This window comes from Prevotella falsenii DSM 22864 = JCM 15124 (assembly GCF_000613945.1).
GTDB classification, from domain to species: Bacteria; Bacteroidota; Bacteroidia; order Bacteroidales; family Bacteroidaceae; genus Prevotella; species Prevotella falsenii.
On the sequence record NZ_BAJY01000002.1, the window covers coordinates 127556 to 149553 of the forward strand.

The 21998-nt window shown below is 42.7% G+C and carries 18 protein-coding genes, 1 tRNA gene and 4 pseudogenes; 9 read left to right on the forward strand and 14 right to left on the reverse strand.

Going from position 1 to position 21998, the window contains the following annotated elements; genetic code table 11:
• The first annotated feature begins 213 nt into the window (after positions 1 to 213).
• From nrfH to ccsA, 5 genes and pseudogenes are all read left to right on the forward strand, one after another.
• Positions 214 to 819 (forward strand): cytochrome c nitrite reductase small subunit, encoded by a 606-nt coding sequence (nrfH, locus tag JCM15124_RS01710; protein WP_024998030.1) that lies wholly within the window; start codon positions 214 to 216, stop codon positions 817 to 819.
• 12 nt (positions 820 to 831) lie between these two features.
• Positions 832 to 2326, forward strand: a pseudogene (nrfA, locus tag JCM15124_RS12860) (ammonia-forming cytochrome c nitrite reductase).
• Positions 2298 to 2450 (forward strand): hypothetical protein, encoded by a 153-nt coding sequence (locus JCM15124_RS15690; protein WP_156930598.1) that lies wholly within the window; start codon positions 2298 to 2300, stop codon positions 2448 to 2450. The pseudogene nrfA and the gene JCM15124_RS15690 overlap by 29 nt, the downstream one beginning before the upstream one ends.
• A gap of 186 nt (positions 2451 to 2636) precedes the next feature.
• Positions 2637 to 3944: a cytochrome c biogenesis ResB family protein gene (locus tag JCM15124_RS01720; RefSeq protein ID WP_024998031.1), complete on the forward strand. Its 1308-nt coding sequence runs from the start codon at positions 2637 to 2639 to the stop codon at positions 3942 to 3944.
• Positions 3941 to 4738 (forward strand): cytochrome c biogenesis protein CcsA, encoded by a 798-nt coding sequence (gene ccsA, locus JCM15124_RS01725; protein ID WP_024998032.1) that lies wholly within the window; start codon positions 3941 to 3943, stop codon positions 4736 to 4738. The genes JCM15124_RS01720 and ccsA overlap by 4 nt, the downstream gene beginning before the upstream one ends.
• Positions 4739 to 4890: 152 nt before the next feature.
• On the opposite strand, the gene JCM15124_RS01730 is transcribed toward ccsA, so the two are convergent.
• The 3 genes from JCM15124_RS01730 to JCM15124_RS17055 all read right to left on the reverse strand — a co-directional run bounded on the left by JCM15124_RS01730 (position 4891) and on the right by JCM15124_RS17055 (position 6166).
• Positions 4891 to 5559 (reverse strand): Crp/Fnr family transcriptional regulator, encoded by a 669-nt coding sequence (locus JCM15124_RS01730; protein ID WP_024998033.1) that lies wholly within the window; start codon positions 5557 to 5559, stop codon positions 4891 to 4893.
• Between the two features lie 224 nt (positions 5560 to 5783).
• Positions 5784 to 5963 (reverse strand): VOC family protein, encoded by a 180-nt coding sequence (locus tag JCM15124_RS17050; protein WP_306303120.1) that lies wholly within the window; start codon positions 5961 to 5963, stop codon positions 5784 to 5786.
• A 17-nt stretch (positions 5964 to 5980) separates the two neighbouring features.
• On the reverse strand, positions 5981 to 6166 hold the full coding sequence (locus tag JCM15124_RS17055) for a VOC family protein (RefSeq protein ID WP_306303121.1): 186 nt from the start codon (positions 6164 to 6166) through the stop codon (positions 5981 to 5983).
• 410 nt (positions 6167 to 6576) lie between these two features.
• On the opposite strand from JCM15124_RS17055, the pseudogene JCM15124_RS14765 reads away from it, so the two are divergent.
• Positions 6577 to 6720: pseudogene (locus JCM15124_RS14765) on the forward strand (transposase); the annotation flags it as partial.
• Positions 6721 to 6830: 110 nt separating this feature from the next.
• Here JCM15124_RS14765 and JCM15124_RS01740 read toward each other — a convergent pair.
• The 4 genes from JCM15124_RS01740 to JCM15124_RS01755 form a co-directional block, all read right to left on the reverse strand.
• A tRNA-Arg gene (locus JCM15124_RS01740) sits at positions 6831 to 6904 on the reverse strand.
• A 115-nt stretch (positions 6905 to 7019) separates the two neighbouring features.
• Positions 7020 to 7655: a trimeric intracellular cation channel family protein gene (locus JCM15124_RS01745; RefSeq protein ID WP_024998034.1), complete on the reverse strand. Its 636-nt coding sequence runs from the start codon at positions 7653 to 7655 to the stop codon at positions 7020 to 7022.
• Between the two features lie 30 nt (positions 7656 to 7685).
• Positions 7686 to 8642: a D-2-hydroxyacid dehydrogenase gene (locus tag JCM15124_RS01750; RefSeq protein ID WP_024998035.1), complete on the reverse strand. Its 957-nt coding sequence runs from the start codon at positions 8640 to 8642 to the stop codon at positions 7686 to 7688.
• Positions 8643 to 8647: 5 nt separating this feature from the next.
• Positions 8648 to 9922 (reverse strand): replication-associated recombination protein A, encoded by a 1275-nt coding sequence (locus JCM15124_RS01755; protein WP_024998036.1) that lies wholly within the window; start codon positions 9920 to 9922, stop codon positions 8648 to 8650.
• 173 nt (positions 9923 to 10095) lie between these two features.
• On the opposite strand from JCM15124_RS01755, the gene JCM15124_RS01760 reads away from it, so the two are divergent.
• Complete coding sequence (locus JCM15124_RS01760; RefSeq protein WP_024998037.1) at positions 10096 to 10908, forward strand: hypothetical protein; 813 nt, start codon at positions 10096 to 10098, stop codon at positions 10906 to 10908.
• Positions 10909 to 11356: 448 nt separating this feature from the next.
• Here the strand turns inward: JCM15124_RS01760 and JCM15124_RS01765 are convergent, their stop codons facing one another.
• The 6 genes and pseudogenes from JCM15124_RS01765 to JCM15124_RS01790 form a co-directional block, all read right to left on the reverse strand.
• Positions 11357 to 12001 carry an HAD family hydrolase gene (locus JCM15124_RS01765; RefSeq protein WP_024998038.1) on the reverse strand — a complete coding sequence of 215 codons (645 nt, stop codon included), beginning with the start codon at positions 11999 to 12001 and terminating at the stop codon, positions 11357 to 11359.
• Between the two features lie 62 nt (positions 12002 to 12063).
• Positions 12064 to 14145 (reverse strand): YgiQ family radical SAM protein, encoded by a 2082-nt coding sequence (locus JCM15124_RS01770; protein WP_024998039.1) that lies wholly within the window; start codon positions 14143 to 14145, stop codon positions 12064 to 12066.
• Between the two features lie 184 nt (positions 14146 to 14329).
• Positions 14330 to 14674 carry a DUF8442 family protein gene (locus tag JCM15124_RS01775; protein WP_024998040.1) on the reverse strand — a complete coding sequence of 115 codons (345 nt, stop codon included), beginning with the start codon at positions 14672 to 14674 and terminating at the stop codon, positions 14330 to 14332.
• 45 nt (positions 14675 to 14719) lie between these two features.
• Positions 14720 to 17316 (reverse strand): annotated as a pseudogene (locus tag JCM15124_RS12870) (golvesin C-terminal-like domain-containing protein).
• A complete protein-coding gene (locus tag JCM15124_RS01785; protein ID WP_024998041.1) occupies positions 17313 to 17873 on the reverse strand; it encodes a 1-acyl-sn-glycerol-3-phosphate acyltransferase in 561 nt (186 codons plus the stop codon). The pseudogene JCM15124_RS12870 and the gene JCM15124_RS01785 overlap by 4 nt, the downstream one beginning before the upstream one ends.
• Before the next feature lies 1 nt (position 17874).
• Positions 17875 to 18147, reverse strand: coding sequence for a hypothetical protein (locus JCM15124_RS01790; protein WP_024998042.1), 273 nt, complete (start codon positions 18145 to 18147; stop codon positions 17875 to 17877).
• Positions 18148 to 18349: 202 nt separating this feature from the next.
• Here JCM15124_RS01790 and JCM15124_RS12875 point away from each other — a divergent pair.
• A pseudogene (locus tag JCM15124_RS12875) lies at positions 18350 to 20007 on the forward strand (diphosphate--fructose-6-phosphate 1-phosphotransferase).
• 29 nt (positions 20008 to 20036) lie between these two features.
• Complete coding sequence (locus JCM15124_RS01800; RefSeq protein ID WP_024998043.1) at positions 20037 to 20909, forward strand: glycoside hydrolase family 25 protein; 873 nt, start codon at positions 20037 to 20039, stop codon at positions 20907 to 20909.
• On the opposite strand, the gene prmA is transcribed toward JCM15124_RS01800, so the two are convergent.
• Complete coding sequence (gene prmA, locus JCM15124_RS01805) at positions 20836 to 21705, reverse strand: 50S ribosomal protein L11 methyltransferase (protein ID WP_024998044.1); 870 nt, start codon at positions 21703 to 21705, stop codon at positions 20836 to 20838. The two genes, JCM15124_RS01800 and prmA, sit on opposite strands and share 74 nt — an antisense overlap.
• Positions 21706 to 21998 lie beyond the last annotated feature (293 nt).

The window sequence follows — 21998 nt, forward strand, 5'->3', positions numbered from 1 at the left end:
TTAACCTACAAAAATATTTAGTTAATTTGGAGCAAAAGGTAACATTTGTGCCCATATCTATTATTTTGCGATATATTAACCTTTTAAACATTTATTACGAATTAAGCTCCTAACAAATAAGGAAAAAGCATTGACAAGTTGCATATATTTAACTATCTTTGCCTTTGTAAGGTTAATAAATAATTGAAATCATAGTAAAAAAAGTATATCACAATGAATCTGCGAAAGCTTACATCATGGTTTCCCAAACTGAGTTACCGCCAACAGGTGGTATCGCTCGTTATGTCAGGTGCCATTGTGGGATTAGGAGGATTGTTTTTCTATCTTCTACGTATGCACACTTATATTGTGGGCGACGATCCCGCTGCTTGTGTAAACTGTCACATCATGGCTCCTTATTATGCCACATGGTCGCATTCCAGCCACGGGAGAGATGCTACGTGTAACGATTGCCATGTGCCACACTCAAACATAGTTGCCAAATACCTGTTTAAAGGTATGGACGGTATGAAACATGTGGCTTATTTTGTAACCCGTTCAGAACGTCAGGCTATCATGGCTGAAGATGCATCTTCGGAAGTGATAATGAATAATTGCATACGTTGTCATACACAACTCAACACTGAATTTGTGCGTACAGGGAAGATTGACTATATGCAAGCAAAGCGTGGCGAAGGCAAGGCTTGCTGGGATTGCCACCGCGAAGTGGCTCACGGCGGTATGAATACGCTCAGCAGTACCCCAAATGCCGAGACGCAAGTACCTATTCCTCCATCTCCTGTACCACAATGGTTACAGAATTTACTCGATAAAAAATAAAAATCTAACAATATGGCTAAACAGTTAAAGAAATGGCAAGGATGGTTGCTCTTCGGCGGAGCAATGGTTATCATCTTCCTTTTGGGCATGCTTTGTTCTTCTCTATTGGAGCGTCGCGCAGAAGTTGCCTCGGTGTTCAACAATCGCCGAACAGTGATGACCGACTCAATTGTGAGTCAGAATGAGAAGTTTGCTGAGGATTTCCCCAAGGAATATCAGACTTGGGCAATGACCGAGGACACTTCTTTTGTAAGTAAGTACAACTCTTCGCAAGAGGTTGATGTATTGGCACAACGCCCTGAAATGGTTATTCTGTGGGCCGGTTATGCTTTCTCTCGCGAGTACAACACTCCTCGTGGGCATCGTCATGCGGTTGAGGATTTGCGCAAGATTTTGCGTACGGGTTCGCCGGGTGTGGACGGTCAGGAAGATATACAGTCGGTACTTGCTGGACTTGCAAAGGTCCTGATGTTCCTCGCTTGATGCGCGAGAAAGGCAAGAACGCCTTCTATGCTGCAAAATGGAGCCAATGGGGCAATGAGGTAATGAATTCCGTAGGTTGCTCTGACTGCCACGATGCTCGCAATATGGATTTGAGACCTGCTCGTCCTGCTCTTTATGAGGCTTGGCAACGTGCCGGTAAGGACGTGAGAAAGGCAAGCCACCAAGAGATGCGTTCATTGGTTTGTGCACAATGCCACGTTGAGTATTACTTTGAAAAGGACAACGGTAACTACCTCAAGTTCCCACAAGATAAGGGACTCACTTGCGAGGCAGCTGAGGAATATTACGACTCTATCGGTTTTTACGATTATATACACCCACTATCTAAGACTAAGGTTCTGAAAGCTCAGCACCCGGGTTACGAGTTATTCAAGCAGGGCATTCATGCTCAACGTGGGTTAAGTTGTGCTGATTGCCACATGCCTTATATTCAAGAAGGTGGTATAAAGTACACCAGTCATCACATCACATCACCATTGGCAAATATCAGCCGCACCTGTCAGACCTGCCACCGTCAAAGCGAAGAAACATTGCGTCAGAACGTATATGAGCGTCAGGAGAAAGTATTTGATATTCGCAACCGCGTAGAGAAGGAATTGGCTCGTGCACATATCGAGCTAAGTTTGCTTGGGAGAAGGGTGCAACAGCCAAGGAAATGGAACCAATATTGACAGCACTGCGCAAAAGCCAGTGGCGTTGGGACTATGCAGTAGCAAGTCATGGTGCCAGCTTCCACGCACCACAGGAAGTTACTCGCCTGCTGGGTGTAGCTCTCAACTATGCACAGACGGCACGTATTGATATTGCTCGTGTACTGGCTCGCCATGGTTACAGCAAGGAAGTTCCGATGCCTGACATTTCTACTAAAGATAAAGCTCAAAGCTACATCGGTCTTGATATGAAGAAACTCAAGGCTCAGAAGAAGAACTTTATTGATAATGTAGTTCCTCAATGGGTGAAGACAGCCAAGAAGAATGGCAGATTTATTACAAAAGAAATGTAAACAAGGTGAATTCGACGAATTTATCAATACACGCAAGTCATTGCGTTTCAAGCATAGAAATATCGGTATTCACGGTGTCGGAACAGCCGTGTTTACCGATACTCTGCAGCGACAGTTGCCGTAACTCCGTTGCTATGATTGTCGTAACTCCGTTACTACAACTGCCGTAACTCCGTTACGACAATTGCTGCAATCTTGTTGCAATTTCAACAGCTATCCGAAAGATGGTTTCACATCATTTTAAGTTCATCGAACTCACATCAGATACATTGGAGATACACATCTAAAAATAGACATAAACATATAAAAAATGTGGAATAAACCTTGGAAATACCGCGAGGGATTTGCTATAAGTGCAGGGCTTCTGATTACAGGAGCCCTATTACAAGTTTCTATAGGTTCTGTGGAATGGGTTGTCTTTATGTGGCCGGCCAATATTATTGTACTGTCAATACTCATAGTGGCGTTAGGACTGTTCTATGTTTTTCGGTCTAAAGTATATCTTTTCCGATTTATGACGCAGGTCGAGGCGGCAGTGCCGGCACTTGCTGCAGCCTCTCTGCTTACAATTATCATGGGTTTAAGTCGCCAAGTTCCTGAGGGACGCCCTGCAGTTGATCCTGTCGGACTTACCCGTATGCTCAGCTTTTGGCCCTTCGTTCTCATCTATCTTTGGAACATTGTAATAGTGGCAGAGGTGGGTATTCAACAACTCATGCACTTCCAAAAGCGATTTATCCCTTCGCTCATCAGCCACTTGGGACTGTTTATTTTCGTAACTTGCGGTACATTAGGTTCTGCCGATATGCAGCGTCTCAAGATGTATTGCGAAGAGGGTAAACCCGAATGGCGTGGAATTGATGACAATCAGGAGGTACACGAGTTGCCACTTGCCATAGAATTGCAGAAGTTCACCATTGACGAATATCCTCCAAAATTGGCAATATTCGATAGCAAGACCGGTAAGGCACTGCCCAAAGATAAGCCGCAGAATATTGTTGTTGAGCAAGATTTCACTTCCGAAGAACTGATAGGTTGGAATATCACAGTGGAGAAATACATAGAGGACGCCATGCCTGTAAGTATGCTCAAGATGATGAAAGGAATGCCGGCACAGATGATGCAGATGATGAAAATGGACGATTTAGGAATGCGTATCAATGCCGGTGGATTTGTTGAGTATAAGGGGAAAGGTGCTGCTACAGCCATTCTAATCAAGGCACAGAAGGGCAGTACCGTGAAGAAAGGCTGGGTAAGTTCGGGAAGTTATATGTTCCCGATGTCGAGTTTAAAACTTGACGATAAGACTGAAATTGCAATGTCGGCTCGCGAACCATTACGTTATGCGTCAGATGTAAACATCTACACCCAAGAAGGTAATGCCATTCAGGCGCATATTGAGGTAAACAAGCCATTCTCGGTTGGTTCATGGAAGATTTATCAGCTTGATTTCAATAAGGAACAAGGAAAGTGGAGCACACTCAGCGTGTATGAACTCGTATCCGACCCTTGGCTGCCTGCCACTTATGTGGGCATCTACTTGTTGCTCATAGGTGCAGTTCTCATGTTTATCACAGCAGGTCGTAATAAATATAAGAAGGAGGGAGATAAGAAATGATAGCATTTTGGAATTACTTTATATATTTTGCTTTAGCAGCTGTGTTGCTTTGGGGAACAGGTGCTTATGCAGCATGGAAAGACAAGAAGATAGTGGCTTACAGTGCTACGATACTTGGATTGGCGGTATTTTTCAGTTATATCCTCATTATGTGGATTGCTCTCGACCGCCCTCCGATGCGTACTATGGGGGAAACACGTTTGTGGTATTCTTTCTTTCTGCCATTAGCAGGTATCATTGTTTACAGTCGTTGGGATTACAAGTGGCTGTTGTCGTTTTCCACAGTGCTTTCTCTGGTTTTCATTTGCTTCAATATTCTGAAACCGGAAATCCATAGCAAGACTCTTATGCCAGCATTGCAAAGCCCTTGGTTTGCACCACACGTCATTATTTATATGTTCGCTTACGCCCTTTTGGGTGGTGCCTTTGTAATGGCTGTCTATCTGTTGTTCTTCAAGAAAAGCAGGATAGTAACCTACAAGGAACTCGATATAACAGACAACCTTGTTTATATAGGTTGGGCATTCCTCTCGTTGGGAATGCTTACAGGTGCTCTTTGGGCAAAAGAAGCATGGGGACATTATTGGTCGTGGGACCCTAAAGAAACTTGGGCAGCTGCCACTTGGTTGGCTTATCTTACTTATATTCATTATCGTTTGCGCAAGAATTGCAACTTGGAGGTGGCTATGTGGATACTTATCATCAACTTTGTTCTCCTGCAAATGTGTTGGTGGGGTATAAACTATCTGCCATCTGCACAGGGTGTGAGCGTGCATACTTATAATATGCAGTAAAAGTGAAGCACCGAGAAAGTACATTTATTTATTACAAGGAAAGGGAAATAAGACAAAAATAAAACACTGCCAATGGTATTAATGTTACCATTGGCAGTGTTTTATTATATAGGTTTATTTGATTGTGAATCTTGATAGCATTCGGTTGAAACTTATTTCATTTTATCCGAATTGAGAATAGTTATCTGCTTTCCATCTATTTTAATGGCACCATTATCTTCAAATTCGGAGAGGCATCGCAACAACGAGAACTTCTGAATACCGAATGTGTCGGCTATTTCCTGACGACTATTGCTGAGTTTTATGGTGCGGCTTTGTTGTTCTTTGGCTGCTTTCATCAAGAAGTAAGCCACCTTTTCGCGGACTGTGAAAAGGGAGAGCATACGAAGTTTCTGGGTGAGGAAGACATCAATAGACGAGAGAAGCTGAATGAAATTCATACGTATGCGCTCGTTGGTATCTATCAGATGTTTAAGTTCCGATGGCATCATGCGCATAATGGTAGTGTGCTGTGCGGTTTCTACACTCACGGGCATGGCATTGTTCTTTGCGAAAATAAAAGCCGGAGCTATCAGGACACAAGCCTTCAGACGGTCTATCTGTACTTGTTTGCCCGATAAACCTGTCATACGCGAAATCAGTTCGCCTTTGAGAATGAAATCGGCATACTTACAAGGCATACCGGCAAGCGTGTAAATCTCCTTGGCAGGATATTCCACTATTTTATAATTTACTGTTTGCAATAGCTCTTTAATTTCCTTGGCAGTTAATCCATTGAAGAAAGGACTATTTGTAAGTACTTCGTACATTGATACTTCCATATTTATTTGCTTTTAAGAATAACGGACTTTATTTTTTCTTATTGTATGTAAAAAGCTCCTCCCGATGGTTATTTATCGAGGGGCACGTATGTTAAAGAATTAGTTTCTTACCATCTTCGTCAGTTGCTATATGTTTCCAACTTGTAACATCTGTAGCGTTGGTGGTTCGCCACCAAGTCTGCTGAAGAGTAAGTATCCTTGGAAATCTTTTATATTTTTGTTTTTTATACAGTTAGTTCAACATAGTTTCCCTCGGGGTCGGCAATAGCCGATTCGAAGTATCCATCACCTGTGCGGCGAGGTTCTGAAAATACTTCATAGCCATCTTTCCGAAGCTGCTCGGTGAGTTGTATAACTCGTTCCTCACTACCCAGTGAGATAGCGAAGTGAGCCAACCCCTTCATTTTATTGGGCAAAGATTTTATTTTGCGGCTTGACTCATAATTTCTATACGACTATGCTCACCTTTCCATGAAAGGAAATAGGAACGAAATCCTTTCTTCTCGTTGGTGTACATCTCATTTGACTGCATACCGAAATATCTCATATAGAAGCTGCGGAGCAATTCTATGTCGTCTGCCCAAATAGCTAAATGTTCTATTCTCATATTCTTTATGTTTTAATATTACAAAGTTAAGCACTATTTTTATTCCAAGCAAGTCTTGTGTAATGTTTAATTGAAATCTTAAAAAGTATATATAAATGTTTAATTCAAAAACTTGAGTAAAATCGTTGAAATAGAATCGTGAAACAATAAAAACGTCATTATTTTTCGATAAAATCGTTTCCGTTTTCTCAAACCTATGACACGAATGCCGCGCTTATTTGCGAATAATATTTCTTTTGTTCGTAAAATCGCCCTTCCTGCCATTGCTTCACGCTTATTTTTTAACAATCAAGACTTCTGTTTGTGTATAATTAACTAAGAGAGATGCTAAGATTATTTCAATGTTCAGGATAACTTTGCAACTTAGTTGCAGCAATTATGTCCTAACTTTGTAGCAGAACAAAAGAATAGAAATTCTCAACTTCTACAACAACAGGTCGTCCAATGCCTCTGCAGAATCTTTCAATTCAAAGATTAAGCTATTCAGGGCTAACCTTAGAGGAGTAGCTGACAAAAGATTTTTTCTATTCAGAATTACAAAGCTATATGCATAATCTCCACCTTTTTCCTACTGTGCCCGAAAATCCGCTGAGCCCCTATATGGGGCGTTTTTATAACGTAAAAATAAAAAAAGAGTTTAGATTGTTACATCTAAACTCTTTTGTGATTCCGGCGGGATTCAAACCCACAACCTTCTGATCCGTAGTCAGATGCTCTATTCAGTTGAGCTACGGAACCATTCTTTTTATGGTTGCCTTTTTAGAACTTTAGTGTTGTTCCTTAATTGCGAGTGCAAAGGTACAAGTTTTTATTGTTACCACCAAACTTTTTCACAATATTTTTTTGAAAGAAGTTAGCTTTCATCGTGTAAAGTGGGCAGTTGGACGTGGTAATATACAGCTATAAAGCGAATTATGATAATCAATAAAAAAGTTGCAATAACCGTGAAAGTTATGCCACAGTTCAATGATAGCAGCCCCCAATAGAGTAAACCGCCTGCAACGCTTGCGATGGCGTATATCTCTTTATGAAAGATAACCGGCACATTGTTTAACAATACATCGCGAATTACGCCACCGGCAACTCCGGTAATGCAGCCCATTATGATGGCAACCCAAAACGGGTGGTCAAACGATAAGGTCTTTTGTATACCTGCAATGGTGAAGAATGCCAAGCCCAAGGTGTCGAAGACGAACCAAGCATTGTTCAATTTCTTCATGCGTTTCCTAAGTACTACGGTGAGTAACAGGGCAAGCATGGTAACAAGCAGATAGCGAATGTCGGTTGTCCAAAAAGGTCTGACGCCCAGCATGGTGTCGCGAATGGTTCCGCCACCTATGGCTACAGCGATGCCGCATACATATCCGCCAAACCAGTCGAAATGTTTTTCAGCGGCATGCCTTATACCTGAAATGGCGAAAGCAAGTGTTCCTAAACCTTCTATGAGTTCTAAAAGTGTACCGGCGAACTGTGGGTCGTTGAATGTCATTATTGATTTTTTATTCTAATAGAGATGGATTTATTTGTTCACAACATTTTGAGGATTGCCTTCAATAAATGCCTTGATATTTTCAACGCAAATGTCCATTAATCTCTGTCGTGCTTCTAATGTAGCCCACGCGATGTGTGGTGTGATGTAAGCGTTTGGCAGTTTCAACAGAGGATTGTCTTTATGCGGAGGTTCTTGCTCCATAACGTCGGCACAATATGCTTTAAGATGTTTCTTCTTCAGTGCGGAAGCTACGGCTTCTTCGTCGATAAGTGCACCACGCCCTGTATTTATCAATATTGTTCCCGGACGCATTTGTGCCAATACGTCTTTGTTAATCATGTGTGTATTCTCCTTTGTTAGTGGGCAATGGAGCGTAATAATGTCGGCGGTATGATACAGTCCTTCCAATGTGGTTTTGCGAATCCACTCAGGCAAATCGCTACTGTTTTTGCTTGTATAGGCTGAAATGTCCATACCTAACATGTGTCCGACCCATGCCACCTTTGCACCAATGTTGCCCAATCCGACGATACCCAGCGTCTTTCCGGCAAGTTCGAAGAGAGGTTCGTCCCAATAGCAGAACGACTTCTTGGCACTCCAAACACCTTTGCGTGTTTCACAAGCGTAGTGGTCGGCGTGGGTTGCTACATTCAGCAAGTGGGCGAAAACAAACTGTGTAACGCTGTCGGTGCTGTAAGCAGGTATGTTTGTTACGATGATACCGTGGTCTTTAGCTGCCTGCAAGTCGATGTTGTTGTAGCCGGTAGCCAATTCGCCGATATATTTTAGTTTAGGTAACTGTTCTATAATCTCCCTTGTCATATTGATTTTATTGACAAGAACGATTTCCGCATCCTTAGCTCTTTCTATAATTTGATGCTTTTCAGAGTTGTCGTAGAATACAAACTCTCCTAATTCCTTTACGCCGTCCCATGATATATCACCGGGATTGGCTGCATAACCGTCTAAATCTACAATTTTCATATCTTTTATTTTTTATATCTATCTCCCCAACACTGCACCATCCATTGATAGTGTTTGTCTTCTTGCGGGGAATGTTGTGCATGCCAAAAACGCTTGTCGGTAAGCGAATCGGGCATATATTGTTGTTCAATAAAATGTCCCGGAAAGTCGTGCGGATACTTGTATCCGTCGTGATACCCCAACGACGCCATCAGCTTTGTTGGCGCATTGCGAAGCGGGAGCGGAACGGGTTGGTTGCCACTTGTGCGCACTTCTGCCAATGCGGCGTCTATTCCGAGGTAGGCAGAATTGCTTTTTGGCGATACGGCAAGATACACTGTTGCTTCTGCCAAGGCTATTCGGGCTTCCGGCCAACCGATTTTCGTTACGGTATCGAAGGCTGCGTTTGCCAGCAGAAGTGCGTTTGGATTTGCCAATCCAATATCTTCCGATGCGCTGATGAGCAGTCTGCGGGCGATGAACTGTGGGTCTTCGCCTCCTTCTATCATTCTTGCCAACCAATAGAGTGCAGCATCGGGGTCGCTTCCACGAATCGATTTGATAAATGCGGAGATGATGTCGTAGTGCATTTCGCCGTCTTTATCGTATGCTAAAGGATTTTGCTGCAAGCACGCTACAACACTTTCGTTTGTGATAACTACTTCGTCGCCTTTCTCCGATGCTTCTATCGTAAGTTCAAGAATGTTCAACAGCTTTCTTGCATCGCCGCCACTGTATCGCAACAGTGCTTCGGTTTCCTTCAGTTGTATGTTTTTTTCCTTTAAATATACATCGTTCGTAATGGCGTGATTGAGCAGTTTTAGGAGTTCGTCTTTATCCAAACTCTTGAGCACATATACCTGACATCTTGACAGCAATGGTCTGATAACCTCAAAAGAGGGGTTTTCGGTAGTTGCTCCAATGAGTGTAACGATTCCTTTTTCAACAGCTCCGAGCAGCGAATCTTGTTGCGATTTGGAAAATCGGTGTATCTCGTCGATGAACAAGATAGGCGATGGCGAGTTGAAAAAGCGACCGTTCTTGGCTCTCTCTATCACGTTACGCACATCTTTTACGCCGCTTGCTATGGCGGATAGCGTGTAGAATGGGGTTTCGAGCTTATTGGCAATAATCTGCGCCAATGTTGTTTTCCCCACTCCCGGAGGACCCCACAGAATGAACGAAGCAATGCGCCCTGAGTCTATCATATTCCTCAAGACGGCACCTTTGCCCACCAAATGGCTTTGTCCGACATACTCGTCGAGCGTATGGGGGCGCATTCTTTCTGCTAATGGTTCCATTCCGTACGATGTAAATGTGTATATGCAAAGTTAAGAAATCTATTTCATTATTCCAACCACTTTGCTTGTTTTTTCGTTGCAGATTTATTTTTACTATAATTTTCTTGCAAGTTCAGTTTTTAGTATTTACTTTTGCACCACTATCTATAAATTGTATTGTTAATAAAAAGAATATGAAGCGACAAGGAAAATCACTTTCATTAAAGAATTTAACAAAGTCTACCGTCTGGGATATACAGGAGAACGATGTGTTTCGCTTATGGAGTCAGGCTGAGCGCGATGCTGATTTGAAAGATAATGAAAACCATTATCTTGATGTTATCAAGAGTGCTTTTACCCTCGAAGAAGTGAAAACGGACAGACCTGAAGTCATTGCCAAGTACGAGGAACGCGGCTACAAGATTGGACAAATCAAGTTAGACGACAGCACGGTTGTGAAATGGGCGATAAAGAAAAAGCCTATCAACCGCATCTCTGACCTTACAAAGGACAACATACACCGTATTTCGGCAAGGAAAATCATAGACGTGCTTGAAGGAAACTTCGGCGGCGGTTGGGAAAGTCTGGACAAAAATGTTCAAGACATTATTCTCGGTGCATTTGAAGTAACTACAACAACGCTGCCAACTGCCCGTTTGAAGAAGAGCGGAGGTTTGTACGAAAAGAAGGTTGCCGAAGGTTACGAGGTGCTTGAAATAGACAAAGGCGGCTGGACAGAAGCTATTTTCGTAAAGGAGATAGCCGATATACCCGGCGATATTGATGTGGATTTCGCCGATATGGATATGCAAATGCCTGTCGCAAGTAAGAGTGAATTTGACGATAACGACGATGATGAGGATTTCCCAAAAGACAATGACGACGACAACGATGATGATTCGTTCGACGACGATAAGTTCATAGAAGAAAGCTACAGAACTACTTTCGATGCCAATCCCGAAGATTTAGATATACAAGCGGAAGATATTACTGATGATGATTTCTAAGTTTTAGATTTTATAGATGTGCAATGCACCCCCAAAGAGGATATGCTGAAAATGAGTTTTTGGCATATCCTCTTTTCCTTTTTAATATATAAGCAGAACATACATTTCTCTTTCGCTTTACGCCCGTATAGGTTTATGAATATTCTCCTTTTGTATCGCTTTTACGCAGTCCGAGATTTTATATTCTGTTTGCACTTGTTAGTTGTCTGACAGTCAGAGCTTTTATATTTCATATTCTAATACTCTGTATCGTTTTACAATATGTTTCTGAAATTATTTACGTGTAAATAAATATTTTTTTACGTGTATGGAAGAATTTATTTACATGTAAGTAATTTCTTCCATACACGTAGAAAATTCAGCAGTTCGAAGAAAACAAAAGAAAATACCCTCCTTTTTGGCAAGAAAAAAGGAGGGTATAAATGAATAAAATCTTCCTGATGATGTATTAATCGGGAAGTAGTTGGCAAGGTTTTTCAACGAAGAAAGCTGCACCGTGCTCGGTTAGAAACTTCTTGTCGCGAAATCCCCATAGCACGCTGGCGCAAGGCATATTGCAGTTTTTGGCAGTCATAATGTCCACATCGCTGTCGCCAATATACACTGCAGTTTCTTTCGATGCTCCTAATTGGCGCAAGGCTTCTATCACTGTGTCGGGTGCAGGCTTCTTCTTAATGTCTTCCCGCTCGCCAATAGCCACTTCGATGGTGTCGGGAAAGAAGTGTCGGGCAAGTTCTTGTGTGGCTGCATAAAACTTGTTGCTCACGATGGCGAGTTTCTTTCCGCGTGCTTTCAGCTCGGCAAGCAGTTCGGGAATACCCTCGTAGGGCTTGGTGGTGTCGAGGTTGTGCTCAAGATAATGTTGGCGAAAGGTAGCGTAAACGTCTTCGAACTGTGGATTTTCGATGCCGTTTGGGATTGCTCTTTCCATTAGTTTTTTTACGCCGTTGCCCACAAACATTCTAACATCTTCTATCGAATGTTCGGGCATATTGTGTGTTCGTAAAGCGTAGTTGGTACTTGCAGCTAAGTCTTTCAATGTTTCGAGGAGTGTACCGTCCAAGTCGAAAACATAAGTTTCAAATTCCTTCATTGTCTTTATACTCTATTGTAGTATGCCTGTTTGTACTGAAACAAACAGCATTTTTCTTTTATTTATCTTCTGTTTTTCTTCCCCTTGTTCCAATTCTCGTTTTGCTTGTGCGGCGGTTTTCGGCGATTTTTCCTGTCGTCAGCCGGGTTACTTCCTATGGCTTTAGGGTCGTAGTTCACCCTTCCGTGGAAAGGTTTGTTGTCGTACAGTTTCCCTATAAGGTCGTTTCTGCCTATCCGTTTCAGTTCGCGTTCAATGTTTTTCCGTTCTTCGGGTTTGTACCAAAAGAAGAATTGGCGTTGCGCCAGCTTCTCGCGAGGGGTCTTTGCCGAGAATATGGGTTCAAGCGTGTAGGGGTCGTAGCCCGAATACCACGCTTCGGTGGAAACCGTCATAGGCGTCGGCGTGAAGTCTTGCACCTGTTCCAAGTGAAAGTCAAGGTCTTTTGTTATTACCGCAAGCTCTGCCATATCTTCTTCCTTGCAGCCGGGGTGCGATGAAATAAAGTAGGGAATAATCTGCTGGCGCAGGTTTTCTTCCTTGTTTATCCTGTCGAATATGCGTTTGAATTGGTAAAACTGCTTGAACGAAGGTTTGCGCATAAGTTGCAGAACACGGTCTGACGTGTGTTCCGGTGCAATTTTAAGTCGCCCGCTTACGTGGTTCTTAATCAATTCGCGTGTATATTCGCGTGTCGATTGATTGGCTTTCTCGTCTTTGCTATCGTGCAGCAGCAAGTCGTAGCGCACCCCCGAGCCAATAAAACTTTTCTTAATGCCGGGCAGCGCATCTACTGCTCTGTAAATTTCGAGCAGTTTGGAATGGTCTGTGTTCAGGTTCGGACATATTTCGGGGTGTATGCAACTGGGTCGTTTGCAATGTTCGCAAGCCTTTTGGTTCTTTCCTTCCATACCGTACATATTGGCAGAAGGTCCGCCTAAGTCTGACAGATAGCCTTTGAAACCGGGCATCTGTATCACCTGTTTCACCTCTTTCAGAATACTTTCCTTCGAGCGGCTTGCAATGAACTTACCTTGATGAGCCGATATGGTGCAGAATGCGCAACCACCAAAACAGCCTCGGTGAATGTTCACACTGAACTTAATCATTTCGTAGGCAGGTATCACCTTGCCCTTGTATTTGGGGTGCGGCTCTCGTGTGTAAGGCAAATCGTAAGCCGCATCTACCTCCGCCGTGCTCATTGTGGGGTAGGGAGGGTTCACCACGATGTATTGTCCGTCTACTTCCTGCAAAATGCGTTGAGCGTGTTTCTTGTTCGATTCTTCTTCAATATGTCTGAAGTTTTCCGACTGAAACTTCTTGTTGTGCAAGCATTCTTCGTGCGAGTGCAGCACAATGTCGTCTGCCGTGATGCCTCCCGGTATATCTGCTTTCTTGCAAAGATAGGCTGTTTGCGGTATTTCTTTAATGTCCTTTATGTTTCTGCCGTTCTCTAATGCCTGTGCAATGCTTACGATTTGCTTTTCGCCCATGCCATAAATAATGACGTCGGCACCCGAATCGCATAGCACACTCTTGCGAAGGCTGTCTTTCCAGTAGTCGTAATGGCTCAGTCGGCGCAACGATGCTTCGATGCCGCCCAATACGATGGGCACGTCGGGATAAAGTTGTCGAAGGATTTTTGAATACACTATGGAAGGGTATTCGGGACGCAGGTCGTGGCGTCCGTCGGGTGAATAGGCGTCTTCAGAGCGTAAACGTTTATTGGCGGTGTACTTGTTTACCATTGAATCCATTGCACCGGCAGAAATGCCAAAGTATAAACGTGGACGCCCTAACTTCTTGAAGTCTCGGAAATCGCCGTGCCAATCGGGCTGCGGCACAATGGCAACGCGGTAGCCTGCGGCTTCCAAGGTGCGCCCGATAACGGCAGCACCAAAGGCCGGGTGGTCGATATAGGCATCGGCAGAAAACAGAATGACGTCTAATTCATTCCATTTTCTTAGCTCCACCTCTTTCTTCGTGGTAGGCAGAAAGTCGGTGAGCATAAAGCGTGAGGTTGTCGTTCGAACTTCGTGCTCCTTGTTCTTTTGTTCTCCTGTGCTTGAATCCTTTCGCAAAGGCTTTGTGTTTTGGACTTGTGTCGCTTTGTTTTGCCTTCTTGTTGGTTTATTGTTGCTCAAATTATGTTACCTCTATTTAAATTTCTTTTTGCCCTATGGAGAACACGTTAAAATGTGTACGATAATTCTATATGATAGGGCAGAATAAAAAATATGATGTCATATTTGGTCAAATATGACGTCATATTTGCTTGAAAATGACGTCATATTTTTCTGAACACCTAAAAAGTGGGTCGGAAAGTCCCTATGATGTGCTTCCTTCGATTGACTCTTTTGGGGGTTGTTCGTCAGACTTCTGTTCTTTGCTATATTGTTTGTAAAGGTCTACAAGGTTCTTCAACCCCAATGCTTTCATATTCTGATGGTAAATCACATCTAAGCATAGGTCGAGCAGTTTTTTGTCTTTTCCTGCCTCTGATTCCAACAAACTGCGTACATTCAGTTTCAGTTTGTCGAGCACAACTTCGTCTACCACTCCGTTAGAGTCGATAAGATTGGATAGCAACGAATATTTTTGTAAGGTTGCAAGGTGCGTATTGCTAACCTCTATAGTTCTTGTACCAGATGTGTTTGCTTGAATTTTGTGCATAATCCTTCGTTTTTATTTATGTTCAACTTCGGTATTTCCGCCTTGTTAATTCAACAAGTAGGCGATGATGCCCCGCATAATCCTATTGCGTACCTCTCTGTTCTTGATACATTCGAATGGAAAAGCCATGACGAAGGTACGGAAGTCGGTACCTTTATAGGCTACTGCTGCGCTCGTGTTGTCGGCATACGTCATTACGCTGAATGCAGAACCTGAAGGTTGAAGTATGTCGGGCGAATAAGCACCATAATGCTGTTCGTTCATAGTTCTGTATATATCGAATTGTAAACCTAAGCCATTGACGGTAGCATTGTAATTGTTTTGGTTGCTTCCCGCAGCTGAAACCTTAAAGAATTTGGCAAGCCATTCCTGTTCGTTGCTGCTCGTCATATCGGTTGCAAGATATGCACCGTTTGCAAAAATTCTGCCGCCACGGCTCAGATAGTTTGCTATTTGGGTTTGCATATTAGGGCGGAGAGCCTTGTAAAAGTAAAGGCTGTGCCCGTCGTTTTTCTCTAATCCCAACGCCAAGTCTACGAGAGCATACTTTTCAAGTTTGACGTAGCCGCTTTCAATCGCTTTGCTTGAGCAACTCACAATGTTATATTTGCCACCGGTTGCAATGGCTTCGGCGTGCGTTCTCACATAATCGAAACTGTTGCCTGCTATGAATTGCCCTGCAAGTTCGTCGCCTCCAAATCCTAAAGCCGAAGGACCTTCCTTGCCAAACTGCGTTCTATCGAAATTACTCTGCCTGCCATTCCACCCCGCAGTTATGCCGTAGCTTACCCCCGGGTCAGCTTCGAGGTTGAACCCCTGCTCGGTATCGTTATCGATAATGGCGGGTGAGGAAAGGCGATGGAAGCCATTCACTATCAAGATAGTCTGTTTTGCGCCTTCTTTATGGTATGCCGACAGTACTTCTGTTGGGAAACTTTCTCCTCCGTGGTTGCACGCTGTAACCCTGAAGTTGTATAATACGTTCGGTTCTAATGTTATTTCGTATGAATTACCGTTTACATTCACACCGTTATCGAAACCGCTTGTGCCCGTTGCCATATATACATTGTACGATGTAGGCTTTGCTGTTGGTTCTAAAGGGTCGTTCACCCCGTTCCATTTCAAGCGCACCTTGTCTTTTGAAACATATTCTATTCTAAAGTTATCGGGGGCTAATGGCTGGACGATATATGGTTTTTTATGAAGCGATGCCGTGTAGCGGAGAATGCTTTTATAGATGGAACGTGCCAGCGTGAACTTGAAATTAGGGTCTTGCCCTAACCTCATATCACCAAAATTCTGATGCGAAAGTGTCTCTATAATTGCCGATGGAACTTCGGGTAAGCGGGTTTCGCTGTAATTAGCGTCTTTTACGCCGCGTGTGTTCCACACTTTCTTGAATGTACCTTCTATGTCTCGCTTCGCATTTGTTAAGAGTTGGTTGGCAAAAACTTGAGAAGCATTGCGCGAAAGCCCTGTTCCCAATGTGGGATTTCCTTGTTGCGTAGTACAAATAGATAATGTTCCGACTGTAGTTCCGTCGGCTTTCACACCGGCATCGCTATGCACACCCAAAGTCAATTCTATTGGAACTTTCAGTCCTTCCTTGTTAGGAATGTAGGAAGAACCGCCCGCAAGCCAGTTTGTATAAAGCGAACGTGTGTTTATATCGTCGTTGTAATCGTTCGCTCCGTTACTTTTGCTGACGATATTGCGAGGTGCACCGGCCCATTGCGTGTAGTATCTTGCTCCCTCGAGCGTGCGGGGCAAGCCACTGACTTGCCCTCCTCGAACAATGTTTCCCATACCTCCACCAAAGCGGACAGCATCTGCGGTAACAAAGCCTCTGCGTTTGCTGTGGTTGGTCAGTACTACACAGTTGTAGATATTGCAACCTTTGTCGAATGCAAATGTGCCGAGGTACACCCAAGTGCCGCCTCCCATTTGTTGGTTTACGCGGAAACGGGTTTCTTGTCCTTTATGAAAAACAATATATTCGGCGTCGTCCACACTCTTCTTTACAGTTTTGTAGCTTACATAAACAGCATAGTTTCCATCTTCGGGAATAATGGGCTGATAGGAAATATGACTAAGTTTGCTGTTTCGTTTCCTTGATTTTATTTGGCGAGCAGAGCCTGCTACGAATGGATTTTCGCCGTCTGCGTATGTCCCTTGATGGAATGCGAAGCCTGAACCAATAGCAGCTCCCCATTTCTTTTTATTGTTTACTTCTTGATAAGTAGTTTTACCATTCGTTTTTGGATTGTCGTTATCTACTATAACTTCCTGTTTTTGCCAGTCGCGCTCACGAGGCGAAACAACAACAGCACCTGCATTCTCCAGCATAGGAAAAAGGTAGGGTATTACAATGGTTTGTGTATATAAGTCTTCTGTTGTGCCGAAAAGATTAGGCGTTGCCATTTCCAAACTCCTTTATTCGCATCGTAATAACGACCATGCGATGACCAAATTGAAAAATGTTTGCCATTCAATCCGTCTGTTATAGTGTTTGGACGAGAAATGTTCTCCACCCATGGCTTTCCTTTATATTCAGACTTTCCCCATACAGCTTTATTTGTTTGGGCAAATCCGTTCCAAATAAATGTGGCACACAGTATGAGAGTCAAAAGTTTCTTCATCATTCTTTTACTTCTCCTATGGTAAACAACTCCGGGTGTTTGCCTTTGAAGTCTTTAAAATACAGTTTAATAGTTTTCATATCCTCCTCAATATCTCCACTTGGCACAATAGATTGGGTGCATACGATGGTCTTTTTTTCGTAGTCCAATCCATAAAGAAGGATAGGAATATTAGCTTTTAATGCTATATAGTAAAAACCTTTCTTCCATTCGGGGTTTAACGAACGTGTTCCTTCCGGAGTAATACACAATCCAAAAGATGTTGCTTTTACCGCATGTTCCGCTAATTGGTCGGTCATACTTGTATGCTTGCTTCTGAAAACAGGTATGCCCCCCATTCTTTTAAACAACACTCCCAACGGCCAAAAGAACCACTCTTTCTTCATTAAGAAGTTGCTCTTTATACCTTCAGCCCTGCTGTAGAGCTGCCCGATAAGGAAGTCCCGGTTGCTGGTGTGTGGTGCAAGGCAGATAATAAACTTATCGGGGAGGTCGATCGTTACTTCCTTTTTCCATTTCATGCGCTTGTAAAGAAGCCATGAAGCAAGTTCTTTAAGCATATTATACTAAGTTGCAGATTTGGTCAATTATTTCATTTGCTTCTGCATCGAACTTCTCTCTCAAATCTTTGAAATAGTCTTTTGCCTTCATTCCCGGTTCAACGTGTGAAATGCGACCTACATAATTATTGCGCAAAAGAACGATAGAAGTCAAAAGGGCTTCTATATTTTCTTTGTTCACATTGTCGCCATAGAGCGATGCAGCTATGGCTTCTGTAAATAAATCGCCACAAATATTGTTTATTGTGTGCTTTAAATTTCTTCTATTTCCCATTTTTTTGTAGAATTATCTTTCCTTAAATTCGCTTTGATGAGTCAAAGATAATATAAAAAAACAGCAAAAACAAATATGTATCAAGAAAATTAGTGTTATTTGTTTATTTTACCATTATTTGTTCCTAATTGTCATTTTAAAACATTACTTTTGCATCAATAATATAGATTGTTTCAAAAATAACGTTTAAAAAGATTAGAGTATGGAAACGAGTGCTTTGCAAAAGGAACGAGCAAGCTACCAGCCGAAACTACCGAAGGCTCTTAAAGGTGCTGTAAAGATTAAAGAAGGAGAACCTACCCAAAGTGTAGATAACCACGACGAGATAAAGAAATTATTTCCAAATACGTATGGTATGCCTCTTGTTGAATTCGTGCCGGCTGAGAAACAAGCCCCTGTTAGAATAAATGTAGGAGTGATTTTGTCGGGTGGACAAGCTCCGGGCGGGCACAATGTGATTTCCGGTTTGTACGATGAACTGAAGAAATTAAGCCTGAAAACCGTCTGTTTGGTTTCCTTATGGGACCCGGTGGCTTGGTAGACCACAATTATATTGAAATTACGGAAGTACTTATCAACAAATATAGAAATACGGGTGGTTTTGATTTGATAGGCTCCGGACGCACCAAATTGGAGAAAGAAGAGCAATTTGAGAAAGGATTGGAGATAATTCGAGAGCTCGATATAAAGGCACTTGTAATAGTAGGTGGCGACGACTCAAATACAAACGCTTGTGTACTCGCAGAGTATTATGCAGCTAAAAAGTACGGAATACAAGTTATCGGTTGTCCAAAAACAATTGATGGCGACTTGAAGAACGACCAAATAGAGACGTCGTTTGGTTTTGATACAGCTACCAAGACTTATTCTGAACTGATTGGAAACATTGCACGCGACTGTAATTCAGCACGCAAGTACTGGCACTTCATTAAGTTGATGGGACGTTCAGCTTCCCACATTGCGCTTGAATGTGCTTTGCAAACACAGCCTAATATCTGCTTGATTTCTGAAGAAATAGAGGCAAAGGACTTGTCGTTGAACGATATTATTGAAGATATAGCAAGTGTAGTTGCCCGTCGTGCACATGACGGACGCAACTATGGCGTGGTGTTGATACCTGAAGGACTTATCGAGTTTATTCCCGCGATTGGCAGACTCATTGAAGAACTCAACGATTTGTTGGCAGAACACGGCAACGATTATAAAGACCTTGATATTGATGCACAACGAGCTTACATCATTGAACATCTGTCAGAGGGAAATAAAGCCACATTCGAAACTCTCCCGGAAGGTGTTGCGCGCCAATTGTCGCTCGATAGAGACCCACACGGAAACGTACAAGTGTCGCTCATAGAGACCGAGAGACTTATCTCTGATATGGTGGCAATGAAGTTGAACAAGTGGGCTAAACAAGGTAAATACAACGGTAGCTTTGCTGCTTTACACCACTTCTTGGGCTATGAAGGACGTTGCGCTGCTCCATCGAATTTCGATGCAGATTATTGCTATTCGCTCGGAACGTCAGCAGTTCAGCTTATTGCTAACGGAAAAACGGGCTATATGGCAATTGTTAAGAACACAACCGAAAAGGCAGAAAACTGGATTGCGGGAGGTGTGCCTATCACGATGATGATGAACATCGAACGCCGTAATGGAGAATTGAAGCCCGTTATTCGCAAAGCATTGGTAGACCTTGAAGGAGCACCTTTCAAGGAATTTGTGAAGTTACGCAGTAAGTGGGCAAAGGAAACAAGCTATATTTACCCGGGTCCTGTTCAGTATTGGGGACCGTCAGATGTTTGCGACCAAACAACGCGGACATTGGCATTGGAACAAGGTAAGGAAGTTTTCGTTTATTAAACAAGAAGCAATGGCATTAAAATAAGGCAATGGATATGTTCAAAACAATCAGCCAATTCCGCAAAAAAATGCGTGAAATGCCTAAATGGGCGTGGTGGATTGGAGGCATATCCATTGCCTTGACTTATTGTTCTTTGCTTTATTTGTTTTTGGTAGCTCCGTCAGGATTTCGCTGGCGAGCCATTTATGGCGACCCCGAATATCCCGCCGGCTATGAAATACACGGCATAGATATTAGCCATCACCAAGGCAATGTGAATTGGGGGCGACTTCGCAATGCGCTCATAGAGCAGTCGTCGCTGCGTTTTGTCTTTATGAAGTCTACCGAAGGCGATAGTCATGTAGACAGAAATTTCCGTGCAAATTTCGTTAATGCAAAAGAAGCGGGGCTTATTCGTGGTGCTTACCATTTCTGGAGCAATAAATCTTCGCCTCGTCGTCAGGCTTATTTCTATTTGGCCATGACACCTTTAGAGCCGGGCGACTTGCCCCCGGTACTGGATATAGAGACGAAACCAACCGACATTAGCACGGAAGAGTTTCAGCAAAACATTCTTACATGGTTGCACATTATAGAAGATAAGTTCCATGTAAAGCCTATTATTTACACCTATTATAAATTTAAAGACCAATATTTGTCCGATTCTCGCTTCGACGATTATCCTTACTGGATTGCCCATTACTATGTGGACAAGATGGAATATCCCGGCAAATGGCTCTTTTGGCAACATACCGATGCCGGAAAACTTCCCGGCATAAAAGGCTATGTAGACCTTAATATCTTTAACGGCTCTTACTATAACCTGACCCAACTGCTCATTCCCGAACCTAATTCCGATGAAATATCAAACACGTCCAAGAGTGATTCGCTTGGCATTGACTCTTTTTCAGTCCAAGACTAACGGCTTTTTCTTCCAACAAAGCAACGTCCTCTTCGTAGAAACCGCTTAAGATTAAGGTTGCTTGAGGCTTCATTGCTTCTACAAAAGCAGGCATATCGGCAAGCAATATGTTGCGGTTTATATTCGCAATAACCACATCGAACTTCTCGTTGAAGTCGTTTATAACCTGTTTGTTACCTTCTTTTACTTCAAGTACTACGTTGTTGGTTGCAGCATTCTCTGCTGTGTTTCTCACACTCCATTCGTCAATGTCGTATCCGCAAACCTTTCTTGCACCGCATTTGGCTGCTACTATCGACAAGATGCCCGTTCCACAGCCGCAATCCAATACGTTTTTCCCTTTCAAATCCATATCCAACAATTGGGCAACAATCATTTGTGTGGTTTCGTGTGTGCCCGAACCAAATGCCTGCTTAGGGTCTATCCTTATAATTAAAGGGTTATTGCTTTCCGCATTCTCTATCAACGCCCACGGATTTTCTTTTTTCACATTGCAAATAACGCAGCTGTCGTTGATGATAATAGGAGCAAATCCTTCCTTTTCCCATTCTTCGTTCCAATTCTTGTCTTCGGCTTGTTCCACCTTATATTCTATTTTAGTATCGGGTAGAATAAAGTTGGAAATGCCTTCTTTCAATGTTTGTTCGTCGAAAGCATCTTCAAGACAATATCCTTTTACCATATCTTCTTCCTCAGAAAACGAGTCGCAACCGGCTTCACCTGCCATTGCTACCAAGAGTTCGCGTACTAATTCGGTGTCCGGATTAACCTTGAATGTTATTTGTAGGTATTTCATTGCAATTGTTTTTATGTGTTGCAAATGTACAAAGAAAATATTTAAATCGGTAAAAAAAGGTAGTGCATAAAATTTGTTTCACTGCTTTATGAAACTGACGATATACCGAATATCTTGTAAAGATAATTCTAAAGGAATATGATAATTTCAATTTTACGTTGCGAAAGCGGCTGTTTTGCATCGCAAAACAGCCGCTTTTGAAACGCAAAACAATAGGTTTTATAATACGCTGACGGATAGATTGTTAAGCGATTGTTGCGTTTGTGAAAAATGTTTACGTCTTTATTGCCTTT

Bases quoted from the DNA above. Each gene is read 5' to 3' on its own strand.
- JCM15124_RS01755 (WP_024998036.1), bottom strand. From the start codon at position 9,922: ATGGAACCATTAGCAGAAAGAATGCGCCCCCATACGCTCGACGAGTAT.
- ccsA (WP_024998032.1), top strand. From the start codon at position 3,941: ATGATAGCATTTTGGAATTACTTTATATATTTTGCTTTAGCAGCTGTG.
- JCM15124_RS01765 (WP_024998038.1), bottom strand. From the start codon at position 12,001: ATGAAGGAATTTGAAACTTATGTTTTCGACTTGGACGGTACACTCCTC.
- prmA (WP_024998044.1), bottom strand. From the start codon at position 21,705: ATGAAATACCTACAAATAACATTCAAGGTTAATCCGGACACCGAATTA.
- JCM15124_RS17055 (WP_306303121.1), bottom strand. From the start codon at position 6,166: ATGAGAATAGAACATTTAGCTATTTGGGCAGACGACATAGAATTGCTC.
- JCM15124_RS01790 (WP_024998042.1), bottom strand. From the start codon at position 18,147: ATGGGAAATAGAAGAAATTTAAAGCACACAATAAACAATATTTGTGGC.
- JCM15124_RS01785 (WP_024998041.1), bottom strand. From the start codon at position 17,873: ATGCTTAAAGAACTTGCTTCATGGCTTCTTTACAAGCGCATGAAATGG.
- JCM15124_RS15690 (WP_156930598.1), top strand. From the start codon at position 2,298: ATGGCAGATTTATTACAAAAGAAATGTAAACAAGGTGAATTCGACGAA.
- JCM15124_RS01750 (WP_024998035.1), bottom strand. From the start codon at position 8,642: ATGAAAATTGTAGATTTAGACGGTTATGCAGCCAATCCCGGTGATATA.
- JCM15124_RS01745 (WP_024998034.1), bottom strand. From the start codon at position 7,655: ATGACATTCAACGACCCACAGTTCGCCGGTACACTTTTAGAACTCATA.
- JCM15124_RS01720 (WP_024998031.1), top strand. From the start codon at position 2,637: ATGTGGAATAAACCTTGGAAATACCGCGAGGGATTTGCTATAAGTGCA.
- JCM15124_RS01730 (WP_024998033.1), bottom strand. From the start codon at position 5,559: ATGGAAGTATCAATGTACGAAGTACTTACAAATAGTCCTTTCTTCAAT.
- nrfH (WP_024998030.1), top strand. From the start codon at position 214: ATGAATCTGCGAAAGCTTACATCATGGTTTCCCAAACTGAGTTACCGC.
- JCM15124_RS01800 (WP_024998043.1), top strand. From the start codon at position 20,037: ATGGATATGTTCAAAACAATCAGCCAATTCCGCAAAAAAATGCGTGAA.
- JCM15124_RS01760 (WP_024998037.1), top strand. From the start codon at position 10,096: ATGAAGCGACAAGGAAAATCACTTTCATTAAAGAATTTAACAAAGTCT.
- JCM15124_RS17050 (WP_306303120.1), bottom strand. From the start codon at position 5,963: ATGAAGGGGTTGGCTCACTTCGCTATCTCACTGGGTAGTGAGGAACGA.
- JCM15124_RS01775 (WP_024998040.1), bottom strand. From the start codon at position 14,674: ATGCACAAAATTCAAGCAAACACATCTGGTACAAGAACTATAGAGGTT.